The organism is Luteibacter sp., from assembly GCF_036500425.1.
GTDB lineage: Bacteria > Pseudomonadota > Gammaproteobacteria > Xanthomonadales > Rhodanobacteraceae > Luteibacter.
Map to the genome: position 1 here is coordinate 60,858 of NZ_DASYCB010000034.1, position 8,247 is coordinate 69,104.

An 8,247-nucleotide genomic window follows, 5' to 3' on the forward strand; every position below is an offset into this window, starting at 1 on the left:
CACGGCGTGTCGAAAGTCGCCGCGACCGTGGCGCGGGCTTCGCAACGCATCCACGCTACCCGGCTTATATCTTCGTGATCCAGGGAGCCGCCATGACTACGATTACCCGTCACATCCCACGCATCGCGGGATTTAACGCCGCCCATCAGGACGACATCGGTTTCTGCGTGCTCGCCGAGCTGGATACGGCGCCGGGAGAACGCTGGCTGGCGCACTTTGCCGTGCGCTGCGACGAGGCGTTCTCACGGCACACTTCACCCGATATTCGCTGGGTCGAGGGCCAGATCTGGTTTCGCGTCCCTTCGACCGACCTGGTCGCCGAGTACGCCCGACTCATCGTCGATGCGGTGAACACGGCCGGCCGGGACGAAGCGGAAGAACAGGAACGCGAAGTCGAACGCGCACGCATCCTTGCGCAAAAGACCCATGACCTCGATGAGTTACTTGACACGGTGAACGCCGCCCTCCCGGTCTGGATGGAAGGACAGCGCACCGCGTGAGTTCAGGGCGATGGGCCCTTCGCGCTGAACAAGGCCACGCTGCCGATCGTATCCACGCGCACATCATTGAACCGGCTGGCGAGCGCCAGGCGCAGGTCGTCGAGCGAATCGCGTGCGTTTCCGAAGATGCCTTTCTTGTTATAGAAACCCATCAGCTTCACCGCGGTGCCTGAGCGCGGCACGCCCTGGGCCAGGATCGTCGCACCGAAGAGCGTGCCGCCGGGCGCCAGCAAGGGAATCAGGTGATCGAAGACCACGGCCTTCTGGCGAATATCGCCCGACAGGCAATGCAGCAGGTAGGTGACGCCGATCGACCGATAGGTCTCGGCGTGGTCCTCGATAGGCCTGAGCACATCGGCCACATGCGTGACCGGTGCGTAGCGCGCCACGCGCTGTGCGGCCGCGCTAAGCGAATTCGCGTTCAGATCCATCAGCGCCAGGCGCGGCGGTGCGGGGAACCGGCAGTGGTCCATGTACCAGCCGGTACCTACGCCCACGTCGAGGTGGGCATCCGTGACGTGCTGGTTGTACAGATCGAGGATGCGTGAGGTGGGGCAACGCCAGACCAGCGGGTTCGACAGACGCAGGACGAGCGTGTCGTAAATGGCGAGCGTGGCAGGGGAATAGACGGACTGGCTGTCGTAAGCCTTGGAAGACGGCACTGGCATGGGGATGGGGATGTTCACGGGGGTGGGGATTTCGAAGCGTCGCATGCTAACCCCACGCCTCTCCACACTGATTGCCGAAAATGTGCTTCACGTCCGTTTCCGGCAGCGTTTGGCCGGGCACCCTAAAGGACGCCCGACTTCCGCCGATGCTTTCCGTATACCGCAGGAAACCAGCCCCGATGCCGGTCCAACACGCTCGCCACCAGAATTTACGCAAAGTCCTCGCCCAGCTTGAGCGCGAGGGCATCGAGGGCTACGCCAGCCAAGCGGAGCACCTGGGCAACGTGACGCCCGGAAAACTCGCATCCATGGACCAGGGTGGGCCGATCGATGTGCTGTTCTCAGAGCACGTCGAGTGGGTGCTCCACCGCCGGCGTGGGTGGATGGATGAGTTGCATGAGGATGATCCGTTAGAGGCATAGCCTGCGTACCCGGCTAGGACAACGCATAAAAAGGCCGCGTGACCATGCGCCTCATTAGCTCGATGCTGCCGCCCTTCGCCTGGTACTCGTAAGTATCGGCAATGACTTGTCGTTCGATGAGCTCGGCAGCGCGGAAGGGATCATCGCTGAGCCACCATTCGGAAGCGTTCGAATCTCCCATGCCCTTCAATAAGGATACGAAGCGTGTCGTCCGATCGATGGTGGCATCAAGCTTGTCGTAACGTCGCCCACCCCATTTAAAGCCATCGCCTTCTGGACACACCTCCGGATCCAATATCTCGACGGCGAGTTCGTTGAACTCCTTTGCCAGGCGGACGAGTTCCCGATCTCCGTTGACCGACTCCTCGAGCCAGATACGAGACCGACCGTCCATCGAATCTCCGACTACCTTGAGTTTCCCCTGGTCGAGCTTGAGATCGTAGGATGCGTCTGTGATATCCGGCCGGATGGCGCGCATCCGCGATGTCACTCTATCGAATGCGCTACCGAACGCTTCGAGCGTCTTCCCGAGACGCCGTCCGGATTCATAGTGAGCGTACGTTTCGGTGACGGAATGGGTGTTACTCCTCGTCGTCACCTGAGGGGCAGACAAGGACCCCTCCCCAGGATCGCGGACCTTCTTCGCTGCGTTGGGAGCCTGCGGCGGCATGGCAGGTGTAGCTATCGGTCGCACTGAAGTTGCGATCACGGCCGATTCCCTCGATATACCTCCTTGCAGACATGCACGAAGCGGGCGAGCCTCGTCGTGCCAGCGTAGATCGCCGCATCGGCATAGGTGATATCCCAATACTCAGGGTGATTCGATATGCGATGAACGCGAATCGGCCCCTTGATATCAGACGAGCGGCAATCTGAGAACGTTATGCGTCCTGAAAATGCGCCGTCGACACCGGTGATGCCTGCCAGGCGACCAACGACTGTGCTCTGGACCTTGTCGACATCATTGACGGTCAGGTCTATCGACAAACCCGGCATCCGTACAGCGCGGCCAGCCTCATCGAAAAGCTGCACAGTGATATCAAGCTCACGCGCCGCGTTTGCACCACCCGGTGCGAGATGCGTGATTCGTTCTTTGCTCTGGAATGCGGTGATCTCGGGTCGAACGCTTGTCGCATTCGCGACACCGGCCACCGCCAGCATCAACAATACACTTGCCATGCGCTTCATTGCCCACCTCTATCGTCACTGAAGGTGAGAACGAGGTTAGGCCGTCACTTCACGGAAGACGCTACGCGAACTTCCCGACCTGGCGTAAGCGATCTGCGCGCCCCAGTGCCAGTGAACGCTCACAGTTTGTAAGCCTCGCCCGCGAGAGAAACTTGCACTCGCTACGTGCCATGATTCGGTCCTGATGACCCGTGGGTACGCCCGTCGTACTGCATGCCGCCGAATGTTTTCGGAGAGATATTGAGTCGCACGAGTGGCGATGCACTTAAGAGACAAACGAAAAACGCCCAGTGATCTCTCGATCTCTGGGCGTTCAACGACTTGAATAAGTGGCGGAGAGGGAGGGATTCGAACCCTCGGTACGCTTACACGTACGCCTGATTTCGAGTCAGGTACATTCGACCACTCTGCCACCTCTCCGCAGGGTCGACGACGGGCTTTAGGGCCCACCGAGTCCGCAATAATAATGGGTATGCCACGCCGTGACAACAGGCTTTTGATGCGGCATGCTCACAGGGCATACAAGGCGCGCTGCCGCCCTCTTTCCGCTGCCCAAAGGCCCCCATGATCGAGTTCGGACACGGCACGCACACCGGCCTTCGCCGCCTGCGCAATGAGGATACCTACTATGCCGACGCCGGCCTGGGCCTCTTCCTGGTCGTGGATGGCATGGGTGGGCACAAGCATGGCGAAGTGGCCTCGGCCATGGCGCGGGATGGCGTGGTGGCTCAGGTCACCGCCGGGCAATCGCTGGTTGATGCGATCCAGCGGGTCAATGAGGCCCTGATTGCCCGGTCAGGCGGCATGCGAGACGCACGGCCCATGGGCACGACCATCGCCGCCATTCGCGTGACGGGCCGGAGCTACGAAGCCGCGTGGGTGGGCGATAGCCGGATCTACCGCTGGGCTGGCGGCACGATGGAACGCTTGTCGCATGACCACTCGATCGTCGAGGCACTGGTCGAAGCCGGCGAGCTCACCGAGGCGCAGGCGCGTCAACATCCGCAACGGAGCGTGCTGACCCAGGCGCTGGGGATCACGGCGCCGGATCAGCTGCATATTGGCCTTGCGCGTGGCGAGATCGCGCCAGGCGCACGGCTGCTGTTGTGCACGGATGGGCTCACCGACGAAGTGACTGACGAGCGCATTGCGCAGATCGTTGCGCGCACGGATATCGCGGCGCAGGAATGCGTGGATCATCTTGTGCTTGAGGCGTTGGCTGGGACGGGGCGGGATAACATTACGGCGATTCTGGTGCGCGCGGCGGGGTGAATCGCGCGCAAGCGCTCCTACAGCGAGCGCGCTTGCGCGCGATCCGGGCTTGCCTCAATGCACGGTTTCTTCCGATTCGAGCTTGCGCCAGATGCTCTGGCCACCGGATGACTTATCCAGCGCATCGAGGCGTTGCGCATGCAGCGCGAGCTCATCATCCGACGCGCGCAATACGACAGGACGCCGGTTGATAACGATATCGCCGAGCACATCAGCCTTGGCATGCCCCGCGTTCGCATCGAACACGAAGTCCAGGCCAACCTGCCCCGAAGTCATCGCAACGTAGACATCCGCCAGCAGTTGCGCATCGAGCAGGCCGCCATGGAGGTCACGGTGCGTGTTGTCGACACCGAGGCGTTTGCACAGCGCATCCAGGCTGTTGCGCTGGCCCGGGTACATCGTGCGTGCCATCGCCAGCGTGTCGAGCACGGTCGCGTGATCGGTCACCTTGCCGTAGGCCGGACCCAACCGGGCCAGCTCCGCGTTGATGAAACCCACGTCGAACGCCGCGTTGTGGATGATGAGTTCGGCACCCTTGATGTAGGCGAGGAACTCGTCGACCTTGTCGCGGAAAAATGGCTTGTCGAGCAGGAAATCATCTTCGATACCGGTCACCGCGCGGGCGCCTTCGTCGATCGCGCGTTCCGGGTTGAGGTAGGTATGGAAGTGGTTGCCACTTGGGCGGCGACCGATCAACTCCACCGCACCGATTTCGATCAGGCGATGACCAAGGTGCGCTTCGAGACCCGTGGTTTCGGTATCGAGGACGATCTGCCTCATGCCACCTTCCCCTTCTCCTTGAACAGAATGGCCTGGTCGCGCGCAGCGACGTCCACGCGCTCATTTTCTTCGTGGCCGTTATGGCCCTTCACCCATTCCCAGGTCACGCTGTGGGCCTGGGTGGCGGCATCGAGGCGAACCCACAGGTCCTGGTTCTTCACCGGCTTCTTGTCGGCGGTCATCCAGCCGTTGCGGCGCCACTTCGGCACCCACTCCTGCAGCCCCTGCATGACGTACTTCGAATCCGTCATCAGGTGCACCTTGCACGGCCGGGTCAAGGCCTCGAGCGCAGAGATCGCGCCCATCATTTCCATGCGGTTGTTCGTGGTGTCGGCTTCGCCACCCGAGAGCATTTTCTCAATGCCCTTGGTACGCAGGAGGGCGGCCCAACCGCCGGGGCCAGGATTGCCCAGGCAGGCACCGTCGGTAAACGCTTCAACGTGGTCGGTCATGGAACTCTTCAAGAATGTGTTCGCGGGCGTGGCGCCGTGCGCCGGAAGCGAAGGTACCGGGCACCGGCGCGGGCACGACGGCTGCGCGGGGCCGCAAGGGTACAGCCGCCGGGCGTTTTTTGCGCGCCACGAGGAAGTAACCGCCGCCGATCAGCGACTCACCAGCCCCCGCGCCTCCGGCGCGCGGCCAGGCGCTGCCCAGGCGGCGCGGCATGGATAGCTCGAAATCATCACGAACCAGCCGCTGGCTCCACCACCACGGCCAGGTGAGGCGCGGCCGGGTGCCACGGCTCTGCCGGGCGACCCAGGGCGACCACAGGCCCAGCGGATGGATACCGGTAATGGCGATCATCCCGCCCGGCTCAAGCACGCGGATGGCCTCGTCGAGAAGGTTGTCCTGGCGGGCGGTGGTTTCCAGCGCATGGCGCAGCAGGACCACGCCAAAGGCCTCGTCAGTGAACGGCAACGGCTCCAGGCCACTCGCCAGTACGTCGCCCTCCAGCTGGGCGCCTGCGACCCGCACGGTGGCCCAGTGGCCCAGCAACGGGAGGGCCGGCGCTTCGGTACCCAGGGCGGCGGTGAGGTGCAGGCCGTGGTCGCCGGTACAGCGATTCAGCAATGGCGCCAGCACGCGGTTCTCGTCCGCAAGGAGCTTACGAACGTGGGGCGTCGCATAGATGTCGGAGACGAATGCAGCCATGTGTGATGAGTGTAGTGAGGTTGAACGGCCACCGCACGGGTTAACAACCGGCTAACGAGCGGGAAATACCCGGCTGATATAGTCCGGCCGCCCCCACCCGACCACCCTGGTCGGAAGGCGGCCACATCCTGGGTGTTCGCGCCCTATCGACGTAGCGGAGTCCGCCCGATGCATTGGGTTCCCGTCGCGGCTTTGAGCGACAATTACATCTGGCTGGTCGCCGATGACGAGGGCAATGCCTTCGTCGTGGATCCCGGTGAAGCCGCCCCTGTTGAAGCCGCGCTGACAGCGCGTGGCTGGACGCTGCGTGCGATCCTGCTCACGCATCATCACAACGACCACATCGGTGGCGTGTTCGACCTGGTGCGCGACCACGATGTGGAAGTCTTCGCGCCGCTCGACACCCGCATTCCTTATAAGACCCAGATCGTGGGCGAAGGCGACACGGTGGTCCTTGAATCACCGCACGCCTCCTTCGAGGTGCTGGATGTTCCCGGCCACACGAAGTCGCACATAGCCTATGCCGGCGAAGGCTTCCTGTTCTGCGGCGATACGCTTTTCAGCGTCGGCTGCGGCCGCCTTTTCGAAGGCACCGCCGAGCAGATGCTCGCCGCGATGGATAAATTCAGCCACCTGCCGCCACAGACCCTGGTCTGCTGCGCGCATGAGTACACCGCGGCCAATATCCGATTCGCGCTCAGCGTCGATCCGGATAACGGCCCCCTGCGCCGCCGTCGTGACGAGGTGGCGCGCCTGCGCGAGGAGGGCCACCCCAGTGTGCCCAGCCACCTCGCCGACGAGCTCGCCACCAACCCCTTCCTGCGCGTGGACAGCGAGGCGATCGCCCGCTGGACCGAGGCCCATGGCAAGGAACACGCCACGCGGGCGGAGCGCTTCGCAGCGCTGCGCTCGGCCAAGGACACTTTCGCCGCATGAACGTACTGGTACGCCGGCTGTTGCCGACTCTTATTCCGTTGGTGCTTACCGCCTGCGCCGGAACGACGCCCCGCCCGGCCGCCCCCATGGCCAAGCCGCTGGCGCCGACCTCCGTGGATACCGTGCAGGACGTTAACCTCTCGCCCAAATTGGCACGCCCGGCGCAGCCGGCGGATTTCTGGAGCGACATGCGCGACAGCTTCTCGATGCCTGGCTGTGAAGCGGATCCGCAGGTCATGGCCTGGGCGCACACCTACACGAAGATGCCGAACCGATTCGAGCAGCAGGTGAACGAGGTGCTGCCACTTATCGTGTACGCGCACAAGTCGGCGATGAAGCACAGCGTGGCGGGTGAGTTCGCCTTGCTGCCGTGGGTCGAAAGCCAGTACCGCCACGTACCGGGCGTGAAGAACCGCCCTGCCGGCATGTGGCAGATCATGCCGCAGACCGCGCGCACGCTCGGCCTGCGCGTCGACAAGAATTACGACGAGCGCCTGGACATTACCAAGTCCACCGAATCGGTCATGTCGATGATGCGGCGCTACTACGACGACCTCGGTGACTGGCGCCTGGTGGACGTGGCTTACAACGCCGGTGAGTTCGGACTGAAGAAAACCATCGAAAAGCACGGCGGCCCGTCGGGTGACGATGGTTTGCCCGATGTACCGATGAAGGCGACGACGAAGGAACACCTGGTCAAGCTGATGGCCATCGCGTGCGTCGTGCGCGACCCGGCACGCTTCAACGTGCAACTGCCGAAGCAGGATCGCGACGATGCCCTGCAGGTGGTGAAGGTCGATAGCCCGCAATCGCTCGCGCAGGCGGCGAAACAGTCGGGCCTGTCGATGAATGACCTGCGTGACTTCAACCCGGCCTTCCGCACGAACAAGGGCACGATCACCTCATCCCTGCTTCTGCCGAAATCGGCGGCCGATCAGTACAAGCTGGAGCCCGTGGATCCCGTGGCGGACGTGCCGGCCGCTGGCGATGATGACGTGGCTGACGCCGCACCGACGAAATCCAGCAGCAAATCGTCGAAAGCATCGAAGGGTGCGAAGAACACGAAATCTGTCGCGAAGGCCTCGGCGAAGCCGGCGAAGAAGGATGATGCCAAGCTCATCGTCTACAAGGTCAACAACGGTGAATCGCTCTGGACGATCGCCCGCCGCCATCAGGTCAGCGTCGAACAGCTGATGAAGTGGAATGATCTGGATACCGCGTCGGTGAAGCCTGGTCAGGTGCTGAAGCTCACCGCCTCGCGCTAGGCCCACGCCATCTTCTGTAGGAGCGCGCTTGCGCGCGATGGAGGTTGCATCGAGCACCCATCGC

Annotated in this window: 11 protein-coding genes and 1 tRNA gene; 5 read left to right on the forward strand and 7 right to left on the reverse strand. The window is 62.9% G+C overall.

Going from position 1 to position 8,247, the window contains the following annotated elements; all coding sequences use genetic code 11:
• The first annotated feature begins 92 nt into the window (after positions 1-92).
• The gene (locus VGN46_RS08615; RefSeq protein WP_331642723.1) at positions 93-500 is read left to right on the forward strand and encodes a hypothetical protein; all 408 of its coding nucleotides are present in this window, start codon (positions 93-95) and stop codon (positions 498-500) included.
• A gap of 2 nt (positions 501-502) precedes the next feature.
• Here VGN46_RS08615 and VGN46_RS08620 read toward each other — a convergent pair whose 3' ends face one another.
• Positions 503-1,213 carry a class I SAM-dependent methyltransferase gene (locus VGN46_RS08620; RefSeq protein WP_331642725.1) on the reverse strand — a complete coding sequence of 237 codons (711 nt, stop codon included), beginning with the start codon at positions 1,211-1,213 and terminating at the stop codon, positions 503-505.
• 134 nt (positions 1,214-1,347) lie between these two features.
• On the opposite strand from VGN46_RS08620, the gene VGN46_RS08625 reads away from it, so the two are divergent.
• Positions 1,348-1,590, forward strand: coding sequence for a hypothetical protein (locus tag VGN46_RS08625; protein ID WP_331642727.1), 243 nt, complete (start codon positions 1,348-1,350; stop codon positions 1,588-1,590).
• A gap of 13 nt (positions 1,591-1,603) precedes the next feature.
• Here VGN46_RS08625 and VGN46_RS08630 read toward each other — a convergent pair whose 3' ends face one another.
• The 3 genes from VGN46_RS08630 to VGN46_RS08640 form a co-directional block, all read right to left on the reverse strand.
• On the reverse strand, positions 1,604-2,299 hold the full coding sequence (locus VGN46_RS08630; protein WP_331642729.1) for a hypothetical protein: 696 nt from the start codon (positions 2,297-2,299) through the stop codon (positions 1,604-1,606).
• Complete coding sequence (locus VGN46_RS08635) at positions 2,296-2,778, reverse strand: hypothetical protein (protein ID WP_331642731.1); 483 nt, start codon at positions 2,776-2,778, stop codon at positions 2,296-2,298. Before VGN46_RS08635 ends, VGN46_RS08630 begins: the two co-directional genes overlap by 4 nt.
• A gap of 330 nt (positions 2,779-3,108) precedes the next feature.
• Positions 3,109-3,198: transfer RNA gene (locus VGN46_RS08640), tRNA-Ser, on the reverse strand.
• Between the two features lie 144 nt (positions 3,199-3,342).
• Here VGN46_RS08640 and VGN46_RS08645 point away from each other — a divergent pair.
• Entirely contained in the window at positions 3,343-4,050 is a 708-nt protein-coding gene (locus VGN46_RS08645) for a PP2C family protein-serine/threonine phosphatase (RefSeq protein WP_331642733.1), read from the forward strand.
• Between the two features lie 54 nt (positions 4,051-4,104).
• On the opposite strand, the gene dnaQ is transcribed toward VGN46_RS08645, so the two are convergent.
• Genes dnaQ through VGN46_RS08660 form a run of 3 tightly spaced genes read right to left on the reverse strand, consistent with a single transcriptional unit; the run spans position 4,105 to position 5,982 of the window.
• Entirely contained in the window at positions 4,105-4,830 is a 726-nt protein-coding gene (dnaQ, locus tag VGN46_RS08650; protein WP_331642735.1) for a DNA polymerase III subunit epsilon, read from the reverse strand.
• Positions 4,827-5,282 (reverse strand): ribonuclease HI, encoded by a 456-nt coding sequence (gene rnhA, locus VGN46_RS08655; RefSeq protein ID WP_331642737.1) that lies wholly within the window; start codon positions 5,280-5,282, stop codon positions 4,827-4,829. The genes dnaQ and rnhA overlap by 4 nt, the downstream gene beginning before the upstream one ends.
• Positions 5,266-5,982, reverse strand: a complete 717-nt coding sequence (locus VGN46_RS08660) for a methyltransferase domain-containing protein (protein ID WP_331642739.1) — start codon at positions 5,980-5,982, stop codon at positions 5,266-5,268. Before VGN46_RS08660 ends, rnhA begins: the two co-directional genes overlap by 17 nt.
• A gap of 168 nt (positions 5,983-6,150) precedes the next feature.
• Between VGN46_RS08660 and gloB the strand changes: the two genes are divergently transcribed.
• Entirely contained in the window at positions 6,151-6,918 is a 768-nt protein-coding gene (gene gloB / locus VGN46_RS08665; RefSeq protein WP_331642741.1) for a hydroxyacylglutathione hydrolase, read from the forward strand.
• Positions 6,915-8,183, forward strand: coding sequence for a transglycosylase SLT domain-containing protein (locus tag VGN46_RS08670; RefSeq protein ID WP_331642743.1), 1,269 nt, complete (start codon positions 6,915-6,917; stop codon positions 8,181-8,183). The genes gloB and VGN46_RS08670 overlap by 4 nt, the downstream gene beginning before the upstream one ends.
• Positions 8,184-8,247 lie beyond the last annotated feature (64 nt).